Below are 19,961 nucleotides of genomic sequence, written 5' to 3'. Positions count from 1 at the left end.
CCTCGTGTATTCAATGGGATGTAAGTTCTTTATCCCGATTTAAGTTAAATGTAAATAACTCTTGTAAACCTTGTCGTAGTGTATATCTTGCTTGCCAATCTAATTCTTCTACTGCGATTTTCGTGTCTAGTATAGACCTTCTAATATCGCCAGGTCGTGGCCCGACAATTTCAATCGGTTCTGATTTCCTGAATATATCAAGTACTTGTTCGTAAACATCTAGAATGGCAACTTCTGTTCCTGAACCGATATTAACAACTTTATTTAGTGGCTTTTGAGTCGCCAATTTGTTAGCTTCTACAACATCGGCTACGTAAATGTAATCTCGCGTACAACCTCTTGGCATGTCTGGATACGCCATCAATATCGATTTTTTTCCCTTCATTTAAATTCTTCAAGAAAATCGGTACCACGCCGCTTTCTCCATCTGGAACTTGCTTCGGCCCAAATACATTCGCATAACGTAAAACCGTGAAATCAAAATCATATTTTTCACTGTACATGTTAATGTATTGTTCCCCTGCATATTTTGTAAGTGCATATGGAGAGATGAGTTGCGGTGTATCATTTTCTGCTGACCGTTCATCACCTTCTAGTTTTTTCGAAAGTGCACCGCCTGACGAGGCGAATACCAACGTTTCAATAGGATACTTCTGAATAAGCGCTAGCAATATCAACAATCCGCCGATGTTTGTGTCTAAATCATATATTGGATTTTCAAGTGAGTAAGGTACCGATTTTTGCGCCGCATGATGATTTATTACTTGAGGTCTGAACTTGATAAATAACTCCTCCATTTTCGCTTCGTTGCCTATATCTATTTTATAAAAGTGAAATGCTGGATGATTTATTAACTCTGCGATATTTGATTCTTTTCCTGAAATCAGATTATCAACACAAATGGTTTGATATCCTTCAGCCAAGTACATTTTGCAAATATGTGAACCAATGAATCCCGCTCCACCTGTTACTAAAACTGTTTTTTTCATAGTGTATCACTCCAATGATTTATTTGGTTTATTTCGTTCATCTCATCCAGTTTGGTATTACTCTAAATAAGTACTTCTATGCTTTTTGGTGTCATTGTTTTTTTGAACACCCTAAGTATAACGCTTCATAATTATTTCATCTTTCAGCCCTTTATTACTATAAAGGCAACTTCCGTACTTGGATATTCCTCTAGATGCACATTAAAATGTCCATTATTTTATATACGTTGCTTTTTTATAGAATAATGAACACTTAATGAACAAATAAAATGGTACCTTTCATGTGAAATTATTCGCCTATTTGTATTTATTGTTACCCATTATTCTTCTAGGACAACATTTATTTGGTAGCTGATTTAACCAACTTATTCACAGCGCTCTTCTCACTACTTTTGACCTTTACTACTGCTGGCGTTCCAATGGCGATGCTATGGTCAGGTATGTCCTTTAAAACAGTAGCATTAGCAGCAATAATCGTGTGTGAGCCAATATTTTTTCCTTGTGTAATGACAGATCCTGCACCTACAAATACCTGATTCTGAATAGCTACATTCCCTGATATGGTTGTATTGGCGGCAATTAGGACACAATCTGCAACACGTGTCTCATACTCCAATGTTGCACCCGCTAAAATAAAAGTATGATTTCCAATATGCCCTTGATGCATCACTGTTGCATTTGCCGATACGTATACCCCGTGCCCAACATGCGTAGAAGGATCTACATACGCATAAGGGTGAATAATTGTCGCATACCGATCTTCTTGGAAACCAAGATTTTGAGCTACTTCAAATTTATTTTCTGGATCTCCAATTGCAATAATAAAGGACATATGTTCATCTTGGTAGAGCGATTTAGCTAGTGACATAGGTCCATGTTCGACGCCATCTTCCAAAAACTTCGACTCATACTGCTCGTCTAGAAATCCCCAAACAGATAATCCTAAATCATAATTCTCAATAACATTACGGATCATTCTTCCTTGAGATCCACTACCAATAATAACTAGTTTCTTTCTAGCCTCTATATCTCTCTGCCGAAACAAATCCATCCTGACTAACACCTTCTTTCTTAATAATCACTTTGATGGTTAGCAAAATAATTTTTATGTCAAAAAGTAAGGAATACTGTGTCACATACGTAACGTCCATTCGGAATTTTGTTTTCCAATCGATTTCATTTCTTCCGTTTACTTGTGCCCAACCTGTTATTCCAGGTTTCATGTCTAATCGTTTGCGTTCTTCTTCGGTATATAAATCATTGTATTCGAGGAGTAATGGCCTTGGCCCAACAAGACTCATGTCGCCTTTTATAACATTTATTAATTGTGGTAACTCATCAATACTCGTTTTTCTTAAGAGACTCCCCACTCGTGTAAGTCTCTGTTCGTCTGGTAAGAGATTGCCCTCACCGTCGTATAATTCTTTCATCGATTTAAATTTGTACAAACGAAATGCTTTTCCGTAAAGCCCGGGTCTTTGAGTCATATAAATTGGATTTCCTTTGTAGTAAATGGCAAGAACTAGTGTCAATATCATCATTGGAACACATAAGATAACGATGGTCATGGTAGCTACGATGATATCTACGAGTGTTTTAATTTTTAACATACCTTTTAACCTCACCCTCAAATATAGATTGGTTCATTGATTTGTAGCTCACCAGTCCCAACGGAATAGTAACTAACACCTGCTTGTTTCATTTCCAATTTATCAAACACTAATCGTCCGTCCAACACAACCGGATGATTCATTTGCGATGTAAACTCTGCCAATTGGATATTCTTAATTTCATTCCACTCTGTGACAACTAATGCCGCATCCGCTTGAAGCAGAACCTCCGAAATGGTATCCGCAACATGAATTTTGTTTCCAAAAACAGCCTTCATATTGGCAGAAGCAACTGGATCAAAAATAGATACTTTAGCTCCACAACGTAAAAGTTCCTCAATAATGACCTCTGACGCAGCTTCACGAATATCATCTGTTTCTGGTTTAAACGCAACACCTAAAAGCGCAATTTGCTTTCCATTTAAGTCGCTATAATGAGATTTTAGAACCTTTACTAACTTCAATTGTTGCGCTTTGTTTGCATCAATAACAGACTGTATTAAGCCGAAATCATAATCTACATTCTTTGCAATGTGATTCAACGCCAACGTATCTTTAGGAAAACACGAACCGCCATAACCAATACCCGCTTGTAAAAAGGCACTTCCAATTCGACTATCCATTCCCATACCTTTACTTACCTCACGGATATCACCACCAGTTTTTTCACAAATGTTAGCAATTTCATTAATAAAGCTAATTTTAGTTGCTAAAAAAGCATTAGAGGCATATTTAATCATCTCAGCACTTTCAAGACCCGTTTTGAAAATTGGAATATGGAAGCCTTGATTTATCATTTCTAATTTTTCAAGAGCTACCTCATCATCTGCACCAAGGACAATGCGATCACCGTGGAATACGTCGTGTACTGCAACACCTTCCCTTAAAAATTCAGGATTGGAAACAATCGATATTTGATACGGTGTCTGCTTCTGTATATACTCTTTCAAATAATGGTTCGTTCCAACAGGTACAGTACTTTTTACAACCACGACCGTATCTTGATTAATAGATTGTGCAATGCCCGTTGCTGCTTCTTCAATATAGTCAAGATTCGCTGAACCATCTTGTTTTTGCGGTGTACCAACTGCTAGATAGACAACCGAACTATCCACTACAACACTTTTCAAATCGGTGCTGAACGAAAGTCTGCCAGCTTCGATATTCTTTTCAATTAAAGCTTCAATACCTGGTTCATAAATCGGAGAAATGGCTTTCTGAAGTTTTGCCACTTTATTCGCATCTATATCAACACAACAAACATCATGTCCTATTTCGGCAAGCGCCACACCTGTAACTAATCCAACATATCCCGTACCAATAACTACTATATTCATAATTATTTGCTCCTCTCAAGCGATCCTACCAAAATTTGTTCTACCTTATTTGCAAGTTTCTCCGCACTGTAATGCTCTTCTGCGATTTGTCGAATTCTTGGTTGTAACTCTGCTAATAGTTCTCGTTCCGTCTCTAAATTTATGAGCAAATCTGCCAAATCTTGCGGTTTTTCTGGATTTACATAGTATCCAATACCATAATTTTCAACAATATCTTTTGTCCAACCATTTGAATTCACAATAATTGGCTTACCTGCCGCCATTGAATCAAAGAATTTATTCGGTGAGTTTGTCGCCAAAATCGGTATCGGTTTGAAACAAGTCATCGTAATATTAGCGAAACTCGTAATCATCGGAACATCGCTACGCGGAACATGTCCTAAGAAAATAACATTTGTCAATTCATGCTTAGCACAGTATTCTTCTAATCTTGGCTTGCTTTTCCCGTCACCGCCAATTACAATTTTGATATCTTCTTGCTTCTTCTCTTTTAATATCTTTGCTGCTTCTACTAAATAATCCAACCCATTAGCCTCTCCCATCGCACCTAAATGTAATAGAAAAAACTTATTTTCCAGTTGGAATTCCTTGAGCCATACTCGTTGTTCATTCACATAGTTTTTTTCTAGATCGAATAGATTCAGATCTGATAAATTGGATACCATCGTAATCTTATTTGGGTCTATGCCGGTTTCAATAATTCCCTCCGTCATGCCCGGGGATAGCTGATAATATGATCTGCTTTTTGGTAAACTTTTGATTCTAACTTGCTGAGTATATTCAAAATAAAATCAGATTTGATAGCTTCCATTTGCTTTGGAGCTTCTGGCCATAAATCTCTAACTTCAAATACAAAGGGGATTTTTAATTTCTTTTGTAATCGAAGCGTTGGTATGGCAATGGTTAACGGTGTCGAAGTAGAAAACATGATATCGATACCAGTCAACTTCTTACCAATTCTGTATGCTTGTTGCATGTAAGAAAAGAAGGACCAGCCTCGTTTCACTAATCCCATATAATTAGAGTAGTTATTTTTGATTGCGATGACTTCAATACCATCGATACGATAATACTTCACGTTTTTTTTCTTCTTTATATGGTGTATCTCCAGTTAAAAATGTATCTGTCGTAAGCATACATACCTCGTGTCCCTTTTCGATGAGCTTCTTTGCAAACTCATAGGACCTCGTTGCTGTATGCGAATTACGTGTAGCAAAATATTGATGAAGATATAATATTTTCAATAGCTCGACGCTCCTTATTTCTTATCTTGTGGAACAATAATATCCCAGGCAGCACGCTCTTTATTACTCAGTGGTTGATACATCAGTTTAAATTCGTTATAATCTTTTGGAATTTCATAGTAGCCATCACCTTCTGATGTTGCTCCTGGCTTAATTGCATCTGCATAGTTAATGCCACTACCCATGTAATAGTAATTCTCACCAATATTAATAATGAAATCATTGGCTGCTACGGTAAAGTCTTTATCTGATGTGTTTTTAATCTTATAGTGGATTTTAACTATCTTATTTCCTTTTTTATTTTCTTCAGGTGATACTTCGTTGCTCACTTTGGTTGGTGTAATTTCTAGTTGTTTTGTTGTTTTCATCTTATTTAAATCACCTTGATCTTGCTTCTTTGTCTCCGTTTGTTTTGTAGCTTGCGATGATGAATCATTAGTATTTCCACAGCCAGTCAAAAGAAGTGCTGAACAAGTTAATATAGCCGCCGTATTTGTAATTTTAGTTAGTTTTTTCATAATTTTGTCCTTTCATTGATCCACACTATTATCAATGGATCTTTCCTGTTTTTTATTTTAATAAAATAAATTGTTTTGATTTAATCACGCAAAATTTTTCGTTTTCTAGCATCTTACAAATTTGAGACATGGAATTCATACTTAAATTCGCATAGTTAGCAATGTCTTTCCTGGTAAAAAATTCCGGTATTCTAACCCTATCACCGTCTCGATAACCGTACTTGTCAGCGATATCTTTCAGAATATTTTTCAACCGCGTTTTGCCAATTTGGCGCATAAGTATATATTTTTCCGCTACTAGGGTGTTGTATTTTTGGTTATTCAAATATAGAAAAATCCACCCTTCTTGCATGTTAAATATATTATCCAACACACCTTGTTTCGAAAAGGTATATATAATAGTTTCCGTAATGGTTCTAACTTTATATTGACTTGCCCTTAGTAAAAATATATCGTTCATCCCAAGAACATCACCTTCACTGGAGAAAGATATAATCTGATCTTCATATTCATAAGCAACAATTCCTTGCTCCAAAAAATGAATCTGATTATCTAGCATATGCGCCGAGTTTAAATGCGTATTTTTAGGGATTTCCATTTTCTTGTATGCTACTCTATAGACTGGATCCTCTTTCAAAATCTGAAGTAGCCGATCGGTATTAAATCGATCTTCCACAGTCTCTCGGTTATATAGCTCAGCAAAAAGGGTACTCATTTATACTACTTCCTTCCAAAAACTTTAGAAAACTTTTGTTATAACTATTGGTTTTAGAGACATCACACCCTGTTTCTTGAATTTGCTTAAAATTAGGTTGACGTATTCTCTACTTGAATTGCTAAGTTTCGCAATTATTTCTTGTGTAATACAGTTCGGTAAAGCACCGGAATTATTTGAAGTAATACACCACGCGATTACCTCAAATATTCGCTGCTCGGCTGGTAAGAGCATCCAGTAGGATTTGATTTGTAACAATTGCTTGAACATTTCTTGTTGTGATTTTATATGGTGCTTCTCAGATGATCTCGACATATTTTCAAGTAGCCGATTTAAAAAAAAACTTGTTAACCAATATAATTCTGCACTCTGATAAAGCTATCAAAGACTTCTCTGCATTTTTATCGATGGAAAGCCATTCTAAATCACATGATTGATTCTTAAATAGTAGAAAAGTGTTGAGTATGGTCTTTTTCTTTTGCTGGGACAACGATCTTCTCCTCGAAATATACAATACCTTTTACATTGAATAAACATATATCAGACTTACTGGAGAAATCCCAGATAATATCTCCTTTTTTTACATCCATCATTCGGATATTATTAGAATGCTGATTGTTATCATAATACTGTGCAAGAATTTGCTGTAAATTAATATCTTTTTCTAATGTAGCCACGAAAGCTCACCTCTCTTAGTTTTATCTAGTGCCATATCTGTATGTTATCACTGAATACTTCCAAAAAAAATACAATACTTCCTGTTTATGAGCACTAATTTTGTACATTGTGTTACATTATTGCTCTAAATGCATTTTTTGACTATTTTTCTCACTAATGTTTCCTGCTCCTCCAAGTCATATGAAATAACGCACGCCTTGAGTAAATTCATGTACATGAAAGTCACTTGTATGTTATTCTAATGCTAAGCACTCAACGCTTTTCATTAGCTACGCTGTTTTTGAACACCCTTAGTATAACGCTTTTATTGCAATACTTCTTATAGCTGACTATCACTTCAATGACTGTTTTCGCTTGATTTTATTCCTCTAGATTCATATAAAAATGTCTATTATGTTATATTTACTCGTTTTTTTTTGATATTCATGAACAATTTAATAACAACGATACTAGTATTCTTTTTATGAAATCAGTGTTCTAGATGAACATACATACGTTAAATATTCTTTTTGTATAACATTTATCTTGAAGGGGGTAGCCACCATGTATTTAAAAGAAAGCATTGACAATTTTTCAAGGAGTTCCAATATTATAAAGTTGCTAAAAAAAAGATCCTCAATTTAATCACCATTGTATAGAAGAAAGATTTCCGATGGGGCAAGAATTGGTCTATGGAAAAAGACGAGAATACCTTTACTTGATTGAAAGTGGCTATGTTAAATATACGTACGAGGGTGAGACTGGGAAAAAATTTAGTTTTTTTTATACATTCTGGAGATTTCCCATTCCTCCCTTTGTATAATGAAGATATTCCTACCCAATCACGCTTAGAAGCATTGACAGATGTTATTTGGTGGCGTATTGATTTCTCTTTTCTCAAACAAACATTACTGCTTGAGGACCCTAGGAATTATATTTTATTACATTATATGGCGCGCACTCGCAGAGAACTGTATGCGTTAGCTGTGATAAATCGTCTAAATTCAAAAGAACGGATTTATTTTAGTTTGCTATCCTTAATTGATCTAGGCTTTCATAAAGATACTAATGTGGTTGAATTGCCAGAATTCCTCACTTATGAGCGCTTAGCTGAGTTGTCTAATACGTCTAAAGGTTATACGTCCAAAGTTTTATTACATCTACGAGAAGAAAAGATTTTAATATCGAATAAGAAACCTTGGATTATTTCTGATGTAAAAAAATTGAAAGAATTATTAGGCGCAGATAACCTTCCAGAGCCATTTTAGATGCCTTCATTTATTATTTTTCTTATAGAGAGAAGATAATAAAAGGTTATTGTTTGCTTTATTGAAGAAAGCATGTTATATTTAACTAGACTTATTTTTGTTGGTGAAGAAATGATTAGTGAATAACTTTCCACTTCGTACCGCTAAGCAGGAATAGTAATATTATGTGCCAGCGTGCACGAGGAGGAATTTAGATATGGAAACAGGTACAGTAAAATGGTTTAACGGCGAAAAAGGTTTTGGTTTTATCGAACGCGAAAACGGTGACGATGTATTCGTACATTTCAGCGCTATCCAAGGCGAAGGCTTCAAATCTTTAGACGAAGGCCAAAAAGTTACTTTTGACGTAGAAGAAGGTCAACGTGGACCTCAAGCTGCTAACGTTGAAAAAGCGTAATTTTAGCTGATGAAAGAGACTCACTTTTGTGAGTCTCTTTTTTTGATAAACGAAAAGGGTATTTCCAATGAAATACCCTTTTCGTTTATTTATTTTTAAATAATATCGGCTTTGAATAGCCTTTTCCGCTCACTAAATCATATTCAATCAGCTTATAGTCTTCTAAATATTCTTTAGCTTTAGGAGATAATTGATCTTCAATGATAGTTTGGTTGTCACCGTTTATTAAGACATTTTTCTCTAGGCCTTGGACTTCCTTGCTCATTTCTGTCAGCAACGCATAATATGGTGAAACTTTGCTGTCAGTCAGTGCAAGCATTTTGGGAGCAAAGTAGATTGGGCTGATTGTCCCGTAATCTTCTTTTGGTAAATCGAAGTTGGCGTACATGAATAATGGTGTTTCGTGCATGGTTCGCTCCGTATTCTGATTTACTATTTCTTCTGGAAAAACGCTCGGTAAATGATCTCCCCAGAAAACGACCATTGTTTTTTCTTTCATATTATCGAGTGCTGTCACGAAGTCTTTTAGGGCGTCATCCGAATATTTGATTCCTTGGGTGTAGGATTCTACAGTTTGTTTGTTTTTCTCTGGTACGCCTTCTACGCCTATCGTATTAACATATTTATCCCAGTATGTCATATGATTTTGCATGGTAACGAGATGAATAAAGGTCGATGTTTTATTTGCTTTTAGTTGGTCCAAAGTCTCTTGAAAAGCCGACGCGTCTGAAATATATTCACTGTCATCTAGCGTTTCTGTATGCTTCATCTCATCTCGACTGATGAATTTATCGAACTCTAGCGCATTATACACATCGGTGCGTCGATAAAAGGACGGCTTGAATGGATGTATCGCGATTGTTTCGTAGTTATTTTGTTTTAATGAGCTAACCAAGGATGGGAACTTTTCTTTTTGATACAGGAACATCTGATATGGTGATGTAATTTGTGGGTTAATATTATACATAGAAAGTCCTGTCAAAGCCTCGAATTCAATATTGGCTGTACCACCACCATATCCTTGTGACAAACTGTAGCCGGACGGGTATTTATCCATAATTTTGCGAGTTTCTGGAATTGGATCTGACGAGGTCGTTACGCCGTGTAATCGTGTTGGATCACTGAAACTTTCGCTCATAACGTACACAATATTGACGTCATCCATTGGTTTATTTTGGCGAGTTTCATTGATCTGGTCTGCGAGTTGACTGTATTTTTTAGCGATATCTTTAATATGTGATTCTGTATAATTGACTGGTTTGTCCATGATGTTTGCTGTAGCGCTGTAAATGAGACCTCCAACAAAACCATATTGTTGATAGCTTTCTTTTGGATCGACGTCTTTCCATTGCGCATCAATGTTGTACGCCTTTCTGAGCCAATTATCAGAGCTTTGGAAGTTAGTAAGTGAGAACAATAGAACGCCGCTAAAAACGAGCCCTGCCCCTCGAATAATAAGTGTTTTGCGATCCCAGTATTTGAAATCACGACCGTAGTACTTAGCTGAAATTTTGCGGGAGTAGCGGTCAAGTATCCAAGCGATGGCAATGATGATGGCGATTCCAAAGAATAGCAGTATCACGAGCCAAGTGGAGAGCATCGAGAGCATGAAGCGCCATTGTGTGATCATTTCAAATTCCTGAGGGTAAAGCGGTTCGCCACGTTCTAAGAATTTCTGGTTGTTCGCAAAAGCTACAACGATAGAGGTACCAACAAAGACAGTACTGCTTGCCCACACGTTTCCAATGAGCGAGATTAGGAATAAATACACTAACATAAGAACTAAGATTCCTAGTAAAAATGGAATCGGATATGTTTTGATCATTTCGAAAGTAGCTGATAAGTTGAAGCCACTGAGCGATGCATCGAGTAATATGTGCAAAATAACGGATAGAACGAGCCCAAGTCCAAGTGTTCTGAGCGACCTAACTAGATATGGATGCTTTGGTTGTTTTCTCTTTTCTGGTGCAGTCATAATAATAAATCTCCTCTGTAGCCTAAAAAGCTATGTTTTTTCCATTTTCATCTTTCTTATGTATTATACTATAGTGAAAAATAGAGTACAAACACCACGAGCAAGAGCAGCGAGACATGCCTCACTGCTCTTGCTCTATATCAAAAAGCGATATTTCTTATTGATGGTACTTGGGATACCACAATTATTGGGGTAATACCGCCTGATGATCCCCTTTTATTTGCTTGCCGTAATCACTGAATCTTCCATGGCTTTCAGCAAACGCGTTACCCTTTTTTTCCTCAAAAATGCGAAAATGGTACCTACCAACATATTATTCATTTTCTGCATCCACTTCTCAGCTTCAATTTCTTCTTTATATGTGACTTCACAGACATGATCACTAATTTCGGTGACCGTATAGGTTGTCCGGTGAAGATTTACGCGATTCGTTGTTTCGAATTGATATATATTTGGGAACTGAAACTCGGTAATTTGAGTTTCTGCAGCCGCTCCATTAGACATTTTCCGACGATACTTCAGTCCTTTTAACTTTTGCATCGGTAGATTTTTGCCTGTGGATTGTTTGACATCATAGATAACTGATTTTGCAATGGTATGAAAACATTCTTTTTGCGAGATGTATAATTTCTTGGAAACGTTCATAACGCCATCTCCCTTTTATGAATTCTTGTCTTTCTTCTTTTTCAGGAAAACCATTAAAGCTCCTAAAACTACTACTAAAATTCCAGTAAACATCATTGGCAAATTAGTCGAGTTACCACCCATGGAAGGACTGAACACGATAATAATTAAACCAAGGCTCATTATAAATAGTCCGTTTGATGCACTTTTCATCATTACTCCACAGTAACCTGGAAGTAGAGAACAGCACCGATATCCGTTGCTTTCATAACATCCTTCGCGATTCTAACCGCAGCTTCTTCATCATCAGCACTCGTTTCGAAGTATAATTTTATCCCTTTTTCGTCCACCTTTTTTAAAAGTGACACCATTTTCATTATACTTCTCTAACGTTTCTACAAAAAAAATCTCGTTTCATAGGACTACTAATTACGATCATTTTCATTACCTCCTTCTACGTATTACCTCTATTATACTTTTTTGGTGTGTGGAGTGTAAAGAATTTTCTAAACACGATTTCACATAATGGTGAAGTTTTCGATTGCTCTCCTAATAAATCGGCGACAAGCGCTCGTATTCCGAAAGTTTTGCAGACTTCCAGTTCTCACATACAATCGTATGCTCCGCTTCCGGCTTCTACAAAACTCCCGGAATACAAACGCTTTCGCTCGATTTGCGTTAAGTCAAAATTCAGGCTCTTCGTTCAAAAGCAAGATTTCCCGCATTGCGACCTAACTCGAGTCATATCTCAAGTTCACTAAAAAAATTAATCTTTTATACCTTGATCTTAAACAAAGCCACTTCGTTCCGCTGAAAAACAATTAGGCTTTCATTTCTTCTTCTGGAACACCAACCTTGTTCGCTGTAATAACGAACGGTACCCAGATTAGGAAGGCGATTACCATATTTATGAGCGATATGACAGGTGCCATCCAGTCTCCTCCTGTTGCAAGGAACGAGTTTATCAGCGGTGGCATTACCCAAACCACGGCTATTTTAACTGGTGCAACAAGACCTAATGTTGTCGCAAAGTATGCAACTGTTACCATTATCATTGGTGCTAGTATAAATGGAATTAGATAGATTGAGTTTAATACGATCGGTAAACCGAACATGATTGGCTCATTAATATTGAATATACCAGGCCCGAGTGATAGTTTTGCAACTGTTCTGGAGTCCGCTCGTTTAGAGAACATAAGTAGGGCGATGATAAGTACTAGTGTACCACCTGATCCACCCATCCATACGTAAGCGTCGAATGATCCACGAACCCATTGGTATGGAAGATCGGAACCTGAAATACCTTTTGCGGCTTCGTTAATGTTGTTAAGTTGTGCTGTACCCCAAAGTGATTCTAGAACTGGAGCGAGTACGTTTGGTCCATGAATACCGAAGAACCATAGTAATTGAACTAGGAATGTTACGAGCAACACTGCGCCATAACCTTGTGACAGGGCAAGTAGCGGTTCTTGGATTGATTTAGAAATCCATGTGATAACGTCAAGACCTGTAATTTTAACAAATGACCAGTCGATGATCGCACAGATGTAAAGGGCTACTAATGCAGGAATGATCGCTGCAAACGCTTTGCTTACTGCTGGCGGTACGGATTCTGGCATTTTGATAGTGATGTTAGCACGCATTAATTTTGCATAGATAATAGTAGAAATAAAACCGAATAACATGGCTGTAAACAAACCAGTACCATTCACTTGATTTAGATCAAGGAATCCCCAGACTGGTTGAATTGCTGATACGTCTGCTTTTGGATCAGCTGCTAATATTGCTGCTTTAATTGGATCGACAGCTACTGTTTGTGACAGGTTCATAACGAATGCTGATAGTGAAACAAGTGCACCGGCTAAGCGGTCAACTTCATACACTTTCGATAAGTTATAACCTAATGAGACCGAAAATACTAAGGAAACGATTGCAAGAGTCGCTGCCCAAACATATCCATTGACACCGATAAGTGGCTGCATGGCTTCGACAAATCCTGTCCAACCCCATGACGTTGGGAAATCCCTGAAAAATGCATTTAAAAGAACTGCGATTGAGCCGGCCATTGTGATAGGCATTGTTGAAATGAATGCATCACGTAACGCAACTAAATGTTTTTGCGAGCCGATTTTAGCTGCAACTGGTACGAAATACTTTTCTAAAAAATTAGTTAGTCCGTTCATAATTATCCTCCCTATTTTGAAACGATTTGTGGTTTATCGGCATTCATCATATAAACTCGCTTAAACGGATACCCTTTTTTTTTGCCTCCGAGTTTATTGATTTGTTGGCTTCTTTAGTGTTTGAATGCGAACAACCTCCATGCGACCTATGAATGGCTAGGGATGTCCTCCTCTCGTATTCGGATTAAGGTTTTATGGATTCACTTAACTATATTGCAAAAAGCGTGCCAAGTTTTTTAAAAGTGATAAAATATACTGGAAGCGCTTCATACGACTAGGTTTTTTTGTGAAAGTAAAGCGTTTACACACATAGAATAGTTCTGTGTAAAGAGAAAAAAACGCCGTACACACTTGGTATGTATAGACTTTTAAAGTATTGGGTATATTTCCATCATGTAATTATATTTCACAATCTATTTATTTTCACGAAATTAGATTACATAAAAAGCACCCAAATCGCAATGACTTGTGTGCTTTCTGATGGCTATTTTATGCCTCTACTTTTGTGAAGAACTGCGGTAAGTGCTCTTTGTGTGCTTCTAATAATTCGTCTAGGACCGTTTGGGCGATGTCGCCGCTTGGAACTAGTGGGTTCAGCGTGAATGCTTGTAGTGCTGTATCGTAACTACCTGTAACTGCAGCTTCAATTGTTAGTTCTTCCATCGCTTTCATCACTTGGAGTAAACCGCGTTGTGCTGGCGGGAATTTCCCAAAATTGACCGGCTCTGCTCCGTGCGCTCGGATAACACTCGTAATTTCGATTGCACTATCATAAGGAACGTCATCGATTGCTCCGTTATTGCGTGTGGAAACAACCATCATTGTGCCTTTGTTGTTGTAGATGGAATTGATGATTTCACAGGCTGCATCACTATAATGTGCGCCACCGCGTTTGGATAGTTCTTCTGGTTTATGGTCTAGATTGGGATCTTTGTATAGTTCGAATAGGCTTTCTTCTAAGCGTTTTACAACTTGACCACGACTTCCTTCTGTTTTGAATGCTTCCAGTTCCTCTGCTAGCATGTCGTCTGTCATGTAGTAGTAACGGTGGTATGGACATGGCAACATTTTTAGATTGCGAACTTGTTCATATAGGAAACGCATGTTTTTGATGTTTTCTACGACTTTTTCTGGGTTTGCGTCTGGTGCGTATAGGCCGTCGATAACTTGTTCTGTTAGCTCTGTGCCGTCTTTATCGAAAATGCGATGCCAGTGTAAATGATTGATTCCTGCAAATTTGAAGAATAGGTCTTCTTCTGGTTTTTTGAGGACGTCGGATGCACTTTTGATTGCACCAATCGGAACGTTACATAGACCAATGACTTTTTCCCATTTCCCGTAGCGAAGAACGGCTTCTGTTACCATTCCTGCTGGGTTGGTAAAGTTGATAAGCCACGCGTTTGGACATAGTTCTTTCATGTCTTCTACGATTCCTAAAATAACTGGGATAGTACGGAATGCTTTAAACATACCGCCTGCTCCGTTTGTTTCTTGTCCGATGATTCCGTGACTTAACGGGATACTTTCATCTTTAATACGTGCGTCAAGTAAGCCTACGCGGAATTGGGTGGTTACGAAGTCTGCATCTTTTAATGCGGCGCGGCGATCGAGTGTTAAGTGTACTTCGCAGTCAATTCCTGCTGCTTGTACCATGCGTTTTGCCATTGCGCCAACGATTTCTAATTTTTCACGGCCTGCTTCAATATCGACGAGCCATAATTCTCTGATTGGTAATTCATCGAAACGTTTAATAAATCCTTCTACTAGTTCTGGAGTGTAGCTTGACCCTCCGCCAATGGTAACGATTTTTACGCCTTTTTTCATTTATACATACCTCCTGAGATTTTATGAAGCGTTTTCTTATTTCTGCTCGTCTTCATTGTAGTGTATGTAATGCATTACAGGTCAAGGTTTATTTAAAAACTTTTTGATTAGGCTAAAAATTGATGTATACTAGAGTGGTATGTGAGGAGTTGGATTGGATGGCAAATATTCAGGATATCGCAAAATTGGCTGGGGTTTCTGCGGCGACTGTTTCTCGCGTTGTGAGTGGACGTGGTTATGTGAGTGATGAAACGCGGGCGCGGGTTCAAAAGATTGTGGACCAGCTTGATTATGCGCCGAATCGAAATGCAGTTTCTCTCAAAAAGGGAAAAACGATGATGCTTGGGATTGTGGCGTTGACGTTTGATAGTTCAATGGGGGTTTTTCTGCGGAGTTTTTCGATGGCGGCGCAGAGTGAGGGATATAATGTGACTGTGTTTGTGACGAATGGGGATCAGGCGCGGGAACTGGAAGCGCTTGAAATGTTGCGGCATAAGCAATTGGATGCGCTTGTTTTTGTATTGCGGGCGAGTCCTTGGGATGTGATTGAGGGTTATGCGAAGTACGGACCGATTGTTACTTGGGAACGGGTTGAATTGCAAAAAGTGGATTCGGTTTTCATGGATCAATATGATGGATATATGCTTGGTTTGGAGCATTTGTATGCCAAGGGGTACCGCCGAATTGTGAATATTTATGGACGATTGTCTGGAAAAAATACGCGTGGTCGGATGCGGGCTTTTGCTGATTTTTGCGAGAAGTATGGGCTTGATCCGAATGAGATGGAGCATTTTTATAATAAGGGGCGGATTACGCATGGGGAGGAGATTGCGCATTGGTGGTTGGCGCAGGATGTGAAGGCGGATGCGATTTTGTGCCCGACGGATTATTTGGCGTCGGGGTTCATTGCGGAGGCGCGACGGATTGGGATTCGAGTTCCTGAGGATGTGGCGGTTGTTGGTTTTGATGATACGAATAATGTGGCGCGGTTGTTTGATATGACTACGATTCATTATCCGATTGATTTGCAGGCTGAGAATGCGTTTCGGATTATTTCGAATAAGCTGGATGATAAGGATGAACCTTTACAGGAATTGGAATTTCAATTGGTGGCGCGAAAAACGACATGAGGTTTTATGTCGTTTTTGTTGCTCATATTATGGTGAGTGTTAGGATTAAAGCGATGATGGCGGGTATTCCTTGTGCAAAAAAGATGCGTTTGGATACGGTGGCCGCTCCGTAAAGTGCTGCGATTACGATGCAGCTTAGGAAAAAAAAGGGCGATTTGGAGGCCTATGGTCGTATCTGGGTATAGGAGACTCCACACAAGGCCTGCTGCTAGAAAACCATTATACAAACCTTGATTCGCCGCAAGTTCTTTCCCGTTCTCGGCTTTTTTCTTTTGTCATATTGAACGTCTTTAATGTTCTTGGTTTCGTGAAGGCAAACATTTCGAAGTACATAATATAAAAGTGTAGTAGTGCCACGATTAGAATGAAAATAGTAGTTAAAATCGCCATTATCTTTTCTCTCCTTTTAGGTTTTGTAGTCGTTCTAGTAATTGCTCGAGTGTTTCGATGAGGTTTTGGACATCCTCGGGGTCTTTTGTTGCGAGTTGGTCTGTGGTCGCTTGGTAGAATGGTAAAATCATGATGCTTTTTTTGGCGGCTTCGGTGCCTTGTTTGGTTAGGCTAAGCATTGTTTCTCGGCGATCTGTTTTAGAGGTTTCCCGGTGAATGATACCTTTGACGACGAGTTGGTCGACTTGGGTACTTGCGGTACTTTTTGATAGGGACAGTTGTTCTGATACTTGTTTGAGCGTTCCGCCTTGGTGGAAACTGATGGTATTCACGATCGCCAACTGTAAAAACGTCAAGCCAAGCTCTGATTCATATTGCCTTGTAATCTGCACGAGTGTATTGTTGATGCTGACGACCGCCTTGATAACATCTCCTGCTTGTTGTAAATTCGACAAAAAACCACTTCCTTTGATATTAGTTCCGTTCGGTATAGTTCTATTATGAACTATTTTAGGATGAGATGCAACCTTTTGGGTTTAGTACATTGAAAAACCGGTATTTTTCGAATACACTAACGAACTGGAGCGTAGCTAGGAGTACTTAGATGCTAGGCAAAGCCGAGCACCGGAGTGGAGCGTACGATTTGTACGTTGACTGAAAACAGGTATCTCTGACCATGTGAGAAGTTATGCGTAGCTCACTTGCGCAGAAGAACCCCGGAGCACAGGGTTTAAGGTTGGCAGATTCACTCTGTTCATATGCATATTGTTGTTGTAACTCATTTCATTTCGAACAACTCCAACAATGAGTGTTCCTAGCTTCGCTCGTCACGCTAGTTTTTGAAGGAGTGAATAGGGGCAGGTATCCTTCCACCTCGGGCAATGAATTCTGCGGATGAATTTTTATTAACTTTCATAACTGGAGCAGTTCCAAGCAAACCACCAAATTCAACCATATCTCCAACTTTTGTTCCTTCTGCCGGAATTAGGCGAACAGCTGTGGTTTTATTGTTAATAACTCCGATTGCTGCTTCGTCGGCGATTATGGCGGCAATTGTCGTTGCTGGTGTGTCACCTGGGATCGCGATCATATCAAGACCTACGGAACAAATTGCAGTCATTGCTTCTAGTTTTTCTAGATTCAGAGAACCGTTGTTAACCGCTTCGATCATGCCGATATCTTCGGAGACTGGGATGAAAGCGCCACTTAGTCCGCCGACGTGACCGCAAGCCATGACTCCCCCTTTTTTTACGGCATCGTTTAGGAGTGCGAGTGCCGCGGTTGTTCCATGTGTCCCAACGGTTTCAAGGCCCATTTCTTCTAGGACATGCGCGACGGAATCTCCGACGGCTGGGGTTGGTGCAAGTGATAGATCGACAATGCCGAACGGTACGCCTAAGCGTTTGGATGCTTCTTGCCCAACGAGTTCGCCCATTCGTGTGATTTTAAATGCGGTTTGTTTGACCATTTCAGCCACTTTATCAAAGCTCTCACCTTTTACTTTTTCAATGGCTCGTTTGACAACACCTGGTCCGCTGACTCCAACATTAATGACGCAATCTGCTTCACCAACCCCGTGGAAAGCGCCTGCCATGAATGGGTTATCCTCTACTGCATTCGCGAATACGACGAGTTTTGCGCAACCTAGCCCTTGTGTGTCTGCTGTTAATTCTGCGGTTTTTTTGATGACTTCGCCCATATCGCGAACGGCGTCCATGTTGATTCCGGTACGTGTGGAACCGATGTTTACTGAGCTGCATACTCGCTCGGTTTGTGCTAGTGCCTCTGGTATGGAATGGATTAAAATCGCGTCGCCTTTTGTGTATCCTTTTTCAACTAAAGCCGAGAATCCTCCGATAAAATTGACACCTACTGTTTTAGCGGCTTCGTCTAGTGTTTTGGCAAAGGCAACGTAATCTTTATCTGCGGAAGCTCCTGCAATAATCGCGATTGGCGTCACAGATATCCGTTTATTTATGATTGGTATCCCAAATTCAGACTCAATTTGTTCGCCTGTTTCGACTAGTTTCTCTGCATATGTAGTAATTTTTTCGTATATTTTTGCACGCGCTTTTTCGCCATCACTATCGATACAATCAAGTAGTGAAATCCCCATCGTAATCGTTCGGATATCTAATTTTTCTTCTTCAATCATTCGAATTGTTTCTAATATTTGTTTCGTCTCCATATCCCTACCTCCTTATAATTTATGCATCGAATTGAATATTTCTTCGCGTTGAATACTGACTTTGACTTGCAGATCGGTTCCTTTTTTTGCAAGCTGTGCTTTTACCTCGTCAAAAGCCTCTATCGTCGTACTGAGGTCAAGCATCATCATCATGGTGAAATAGCCATCCATAATCGTTTGCGATACGTCTAAAATATTGATTTCGAGTTCGCTAAGCTCATTGCTGACGCCAGCGATAATCCCAACATTGTCTTTCCCAATAACTGTTAAAATTGCTTTCAAATAAATCCAGCTCCTTTTAATTTGATAGATTCTATTATACTACTTATCATGCTGAATTTCACTAATTTTTTGAAAATAAAAACTTGAGTGTGTATTATGGTTTCTTATAATAACAAAAAAGTAGCACAAAACACGTCTAGAATCGCGTTTGTGCTACTTTTGCTATATCCTTATTTTCTTCTACGCAAGAAAAGCGCGCCAAGTGCGGCTAATAAGCCTCCAAAAAGAACAGTGGATGTAGTAGTGTCGCTATCACCTGTTTTTGGTAATGCGTTAGTCGGTACTGCTTTTGTTGGTTGTACCACTTTCACTGGGACAACCGGGCTTGCGGATGGTGCTAGATTCACGCTCGGGCTTGGTGCTGCTGGTTTCGCTGGTGTTTTAGGAACAGCGGGCGCCACTGGTGTGATTGGATCTACGGGTACGATTGGTTGTGCGCCAACAATGACAGTGATCGTGAATTGTGTTTCATTGCCGTCGCTGTCTGTTACGCTGTACGTCACGTGGTAGATGCCTGCTACATTTGGATTCACGTCGTTGCTGATGACTTGGATTTGGCTCGTGATATCGCCATCTTCTAAGTCTTCTGCGCTCACGCCTGCCATTGGATCGAAGGCTTGGCCAAATGCT

23 protein-coding genes and 2 pseudogenes are annotated in these 19,961 nt (G+C 39.0%); 3 read left to right on the top strand and 22 right to left on the bottom strand.

The genetic code is table 11. From position 1 onward, the window contains the following. Positions 1–10: 10 nt before the first annotated feature. From PCORN_RS20990 to PCORN_RS16015, 11 genes are all read right to left on the bottom strand, one after another. A complete protein-coding gene (locus PCORN_RS20990; protein WP_277620227.1) occupies positions 11–286 on the bottom strand; it encodes a Rossmann-fold NAD(P)-binding domain-containing protein in 276 nt (91 codons plus the stop codon). 4 nt (positions 287–290) lie between these two features. After that, on the bottom strand, positions 291–989 hold the full coding sequence (locus PCORN_RS16055) for an SDR family NAD(P)-dependent oxidoreductase (RefSeq protein WP_036082440.1): 699 nt from the start codon (positions 987–989) through the stop codon (positions 291–293). Positions 990–1,329: 340 nt separating this feature from the next. Continuing rightward, the gene (locus PCORN_RS16050; protein ID WP_051999557.1) at positions 1,330–2,040 is read right to left on the bottom strand and encodes an acetyltransferase; all 711 of its coding nucleotides are present in this window, start codon (positions 2,038–2,040) and stop codon (positions 1,330–1,332) included. Then, entirely contained in the window at positions 2,006–2,599 is a 594-nt protein-coding gene (locus tag PCORN_RS16045; RefSeq protein ID WP_036082438.1) for a sugar transferase, read from the bottom strand. Before PCORN_RS16045 ends, PCORN_RS16050 begins: the two co-directional genes overlap by 35 nt. Positions 2,600–2,616: 17 nt before the next feature. Continuing rightward, on the bottom strand, positions 2,617–3,936 hold the full coding sequence (locus PCORN_RS16040) for a UDP-glucose dehydrogenase family protein (protein ID WP_036082437.1): 1,320 nt from the start codon (positions 3,934–3,936) through the stop codon (positions 2,617–2,619). Positions 3,937–3,938: 2 nt separating this feature from the next. Further along, complete coding sequence (locus tag PCORN_RS16035; RefSeq protein WP_036082434.1) at positions 3,939–4,649, bottom strand: glycosyltransferase family 4 protein; 711 nt, start codon at positions 4,647–4,649, stop codon at positions 3,939–3,941. Beyond that, on the bottom strand, positions 4,646–5,014 hold the full coding sequence (locus tag PCORN_RS16030; protein WP_036082431.1) for a glycosyltransferase family protein: 369 nt from the start codon (positions 5,012–5,014) through the stop codon (positions 4,646–4,648). The genes PCORN_RS16035 and PCORN_RS16030 overlap by 4 nt, the downstream gene beginning before the upstream one ends. Before the next feature lie 180 nt (positions 5,015–5,194). Further along, positions 5,195–5,698, bottom strand: a complete 504-nt coding sequence (locus PCORN_RS16025) for a DUF4352 domain-containing protein (protein WP_036082429.1) — start codon at positions 5,696–5,698, stop codon at positions 5,195–5,197. A 52-nt stretch (positions 5,699–5,750) separates the two neighbouring features. Then, the gene (locus PCORN_RS16020) at positions 5,751–6,413 is read right to left on the bottom strand and encodes a Crp/Fnr family transcriptional regulator (RefSeq protein WP_036082427.1); all 663 of its coding nucleotides are present in this window, start codon (positions 6,411–6,413) and stop codon (positions 5,751–5,753) included. 24 nt (positions 6,414–6,437) lie between these two features. Further along, positions 6,438–6,647, bottom strand: coding sequence for a helix-turn-helix domain-containing protein (locus PCORN_RS21445; RefSeq protein WP_420912044.1), 210 nt, complete (start codon positions 6,645–6,647; stop codon positions 6,438–6,440). Positions 6,648–6,853: 206 nt separating this feature from the next. After that, on the bottom strand, positions 6,854–7,090 hold the full coding sequence (locus PCORN_RS16015; RefSeq protein WP_036082425.1) for a hypothetical protein: 237 nt from the start codon (positions 7,088–7,090) through the stop codon (positions 6,854–6,856). Positions 7,091–7,634: 544 nt separating this feature from the next. Between PCORN_RS16015 and PCORN_RS16010 the strand changes: the two are divergent. Then, positions 7,635–8,338 (top strand): annotated as a pseudogene (locus PCORN_RS16010) (Crp/Fnr family transcriptional regulator). Positions 8,339–8,534: 196 nt separating this feature from the next. Further along, on the top strand, positions 8,535–8,735 hold the full coding sequence (locus PCORN_RS16005; protein ID WP_036061193.1) for a cold-shock protein: 201 nt from the start codon (positions 8,535–8,537) through the stop codon (positions 8,733–8,735). A gap of 85 nt (positions 8,736–8,820) precedes the next feature. Here PCORN_RS16005 and PCORN_RS16000 read toward each other — a convergent pair whose 3' ends face one another. From PCORN_RS16000 to PCORN_RS15980, 6 genes are all read right to left on the bottom strand, one after another. Next, positions 8,821–10,710, bottom strand: coding sequence for an LTA synthase family protein (locus PCORN_RS16000; protein WP_036082421.1), 1,890 nt, complete (start codon positions 10,708–10,710; stop codon positions 8,821–8,823). A 216-nt stretch (positions 10,711–10,926) separates the two neighbouring features. Next, positions 10,927–11,355, bottom strand: coding sequence for a DUF3284 domain-containing protein (locus PCORN_RS15995; protein ID WP_036082419.1), 429 nt, complete (start codon positions 11,353–11,355; stop codon positions 10,927–10,929). 15 nt (positions 11,356–11,370) lie between these two features. Continuing rightward, the gene (locus PCORN_RS17970; RefSeq protein ID WP_241433220.1) at positions 11,371–11,550 is read right to left on the bottom strand and encodes a DUF3188 domain-containing protein; all 180 of its coding nucleotides are present in this window, start codon (positions 11,548–11,550) and stop codon (positions 11,371–11,373) included. Next, positions 11,550–11,705: a hypothetical protein gene (locus PCORN_RS15990; RefSeq protein ID WP_241433219.1), complete on the bottom strand. Its 156-nt coding sequence runs from the start codon at positions 11,703–11,705 to the stop codon at positions 11,550–11,552. Before PCORN_RS15990 ends, PCORN_RS17970 begins: the two co-directional genes overlap by 1 nt. A gap of 450 nt (positions 11,706–12,155) precedes the next feature. Then, the gene (locus tag PCORN_RS15985) at positions 12,156–13,517 is read right to left on the bottom strand and encodes a PTS sugar transporter subunit IIC (protein WP_036082416.1); all 1,362 of its coding nucleotides are present in this window, start codon (positions 13,515–13,517) and stop codon (positions 12,156–12,158) included. A gap of 489 nt (positions 13,518–14,006) precedes the next feature. Next, on the bottom strand, positions 14,007–15,341 hold the full coding sequence (locus PCORN_RS15980) for a 6-phospho-beta-glucosidase (RefSeq protein WP_036082415.1): 1,335 nt from the start codon (positions 15,339–15,341) through the stop codon (positions 14,007–14,009). A gap of 158 nt (positions 15,342–15,499) precedes the next feature. Here PCORN_RS15980 and PCORN_RS15975 point away from each other — a divergent pair, with 158 nt between their 5' ends. Next, complete coding sequence (locus tag PCORN_RS15975) at positions 15,500–16,471, top strand: LacI family DNA-binding transcriptional regulator (protein WP_036082414.1); 972 nt, start codon at positions 15,500–15,502, stop codon at positions 16,469–16,471. Between the two features lie 22 nt (positions 16,472–16,493). Here PCORN_RS15975 and PCORN_RS15970 read toward each other — a convergent pair. The 5 genes and pseudogenes from PCORN_RS15970 to PCORN_RS17675 all read right to left on the bottom strand — a co-directional run. Then, positions 16,494–16,861, bottom strand: a pseudogene (locus tag PCORN_RS15970) (DUF1304 domain-containing protein). Next, entirely contained in the window at positions 16,861–17,316 is a 456-nt protein-coding gene (locus tag PCORN_RS15965) for a MarR family winged helix-turn-helix transcriptional regulator (RefSeq protein ID WP_036082413.1), read from the bottom strand. The pseudogene PCORN_RS15970 and the gene PCORN_RS15965 overlap by 1 nt, the downstream one beginning before the upstream one ends. A 377-nt stretch (positions 17,317–17,693) precedes the next feature. Beyond that, positions 17,694–19,049, bottom strand: coding sequence for a PFL family protein (locus tag PCORN_RS15960; protein WP_036082411.1), 1,356 nt, complete (start codon positions 19,047–19,049; stop codon positions 17,694–17,696). A gap of 12 nt (positions 19,050–19,061) precedes the next feature. After that, the gene (locus PCORN_RS15955) at positions 19,062–19,331 is read right to left on the bottom strand and encodes an ACT domain-containing protein (protein WP_036082409.1); all 270 of its coding nucleotides are present in this window, start codon (positions 19,329–19,331) and stop codon (positions 19,062–19,064) included. Positions 19,332–19,501: 170 nt separating this feature from the next. Beyond that, the coding region (locus PCORN_RS17675) for an immunoglobulin-like domain-containing protein (RefSeq protein ID WP_241433218.1) at positions 19,502–19,961 on the bottom strand (460 nt) is incomplete at its 5' end.

The organism is Listeria cornellensis FSL F6-0969, assembly GCF_000525855.1.
In the GTDB taxonomy this organism is placed as follows: Bacteria; Bacillota; Bacilli; order Lactobacillales; family Listeriaceae; genus Listeria_A; species Listeria_A cornellensis.
This window is presented reverse-complemented; position numbering and strand designations above follow the sequence as displayed.

Excerpts from the sequence above, each read along its gene's own strand:
- PCORN_RS16025 (WP_036082429.1), bottom strand. The coding sequence starts at position 5,698 with ATGAAAAAACTAACTAAAATTACAAATACGGCGGCTATATTAACTTGT.
- PCORN_RS15975 (WP_036082414.1), top strand. The coding sequence starts at position 15,500 with ATGGCAAATATTCAGGATATCGCAAAATTGGCTGGGGTTTCTGCGGCG.
- PCORN_RS15960 (WP_036082411.1), bottom strand. The coding sequence starts at position 19,049 with ATGGAGACGAAACAAATATTAGAAACAATTCGAATGATTGAAGAAGAA.
- PCORN_RS16040 (WP_036082437.1), bottom strand. The coding sequence starts at position 3,936 with ATGAATATAGTAGTTATTGGTACGGGATATGTTGGATTAGTTACAGGT.
- PCORN_RS16055 (WP_036082440.1), bottom strand. The coding sequence starts at position 989 with ATGAAAAAAACAGTTTTAGTAACAGGTGGAGCGGGATTCATTGGTTCA.
- PCORN_RS16045 (WP_036082438.1), bottom strand. The coding sequence starts at position 2,599 with ATGTTAAAAATTAAAACACTCGTAGATATCATCGTAGCTACCATGACC.
- PCORN_RS15995 (WP_036082419.1), bottom strand. The coding sequence starts at position 11,355 with ATGAACGTTTCCAAGAAATTATACATCTCGCAAAAAGAATGTTTTCAT.
- PCORN_RS15985 (WP_036082416.1), bottom strand. The coding sequence starts at position 13,517 with ATGAACGGACTAACTAATTTTTTAGAAAAGTATTTCGTACCAGTTGCA.
- PCORN_RS21445 (WP_420912044.1), bottom strand. The coding sequence starts at position 6,647 with ATGCTCTTACCAGCCGAGCAGCGAATATTTGAGGTAATCGCGTGGTGT.
- PCORN_RS16005 (WP_036061193.1), top strand. The coding sequence starts at position 8,535 with ATGGAAACAGGTACAGTAAAATGGTTTAACGGCGAAAAAGGTTTTGGT.
- PCORN_RS17970 (WP_241433220.1), bottom strand. The coding sequence starts at position 11,550 with ATGATGAAAAGTGCATCAAACGGACTATTTATAATGAGCCTTGGTTTA.
- PCORN_RS16035 (WP_036082434.1), bottom strand. The coding sequence starts at position 4,649 with ATGACGGAGGGAATTATTGAAACCGGCATAGACCCAAATAAGATTACG.
- PCORN_RS15990 (WP_241433219.1), bottom strand. The coding sequence starts at position 11,705 with ATGGTGTCACTTTTAAAAAAGGTGGACGAAAAAGGGATAAAATTATAC.
- PCORN_RS16000 (WP_036082421.1), bottom strand. The coding sequence starts at position 10,710 with ATGACTGCACCAGAAAAGAGAAAACAACCAAAGCATCCATATCTAGTT.
- PCORN_RS16020 (WP_036082427.1), bottom strand. The coding sequence starts at position 6,413 with ATGAGTACCCTTTTTGCTGAGCTATATAACCGAGAGACTGTGGAAGAT.
- PCORN_RS15980 (WP_036082415.1), bottom strand. The coding sequence starts at position 15,341 with ATGAAAAAAGGCGTAAAAATCGTTACCATTGGCGGAGGGTCAAGCTAC.
- PCORN_RS16050 (WP_051999557.1), bottom strand. The coding sequence starts at position 2,040 with ATGGATTTGTTTCGGCAGAGAGATATAGAGGCTAGAAAGAAACTAGTT.